Origin of the sequence: Bartonella sp. CE47NXGY (assembly GCF_042195415.1) — a bacterium.
Classification (GTDB): Bacteria; Pseudomonadota; Alphaproteobacteria; order Rhizobiales; family Rhizobiaceae; genus Bartonella.
Map to the genome: position 1 here is coordinate 1 of NZ_JBHIOI010000200.1, position 858 is coordinate 858.

Below are 858 nucleotides of genomic sequence, written 5' to 3' on the forward strand. Positions count from 1 at the left end.
AAGATTGGAGCCTATTTCCATTAAATCGACACCAAACAGCCATTCAATGAGTTCATTGATTTTTTTCGAAATCCAAGAGAGTGGTGAAAAGTTTTTAAAGAACGTCAAGAGGTTATTGAAAACATTACTACATAAGCTGTAAAAAGAATCCCATAACTTGCTTATAAAGCTTATGACTGTGTCCCAATTTTTGTAGAGCAGATATCCAACTCCAACAAGAGCTGCAATGCCGCCAATTATCCAGCCAATAGGTGTGGTCATGATAGCAACACCAAGCGATATAAAAGCAGAACTAACGGCAGTTATTGCCGAAATCAGTGTACCTACAAGAGTTAAAGCAAGACTGGCAACAGCAGAAGCAGCTGAGGCTAATGCTGAAAGCAGTGATCTTCCCAGAGTTGCGGAAAATCTAATAAAAGCTTTATCTGCTGTGATTATTTTTGAGAGCAGGGATTTTCCAAGTTTTACAGCCAGACCGGTAACTTTAGAACCAACAGAAGTGAAGGCTGAAAGCACTGGTCCTGAAAGAGCGAAAGCAAGCCTGATAAAAACTGCGCTTACTATGGTTAGTGATGTAAGTAGCCAGCCATTGATTTTGTCCCAATTTTTGTAGAGCAAATATCCAGCGCCTACAAGAGCTGCAATGCCACCCATTAACCAACCGATAGGCGTCGTCATTATAGTATAGCCAAGTGTGACAAACGCTGCTCCCGCTGCGGCTAATGCGGCAATGAGTGGACCAAAAATGAATGAACCAAGAGCTACAAGCCCCACCTTGAAAAGGGTTATTTCACCAATCAGAGGTTCTAGCCATTGGAACCAGCCTTTAATCCTCTCTGTGAGATCACTGATGCCTTT

1 pseudogene is annotated in these 858 nt (G+C 42.1%); it reads right to left on the bottom strand.

Annotated elements, in window-relative coordinates:
• A pseudogene (locus tag ACFIL3_RS10645) lies at window positions 1-858 on the bottom strand (phage tail protein); the annotation flags it as partial.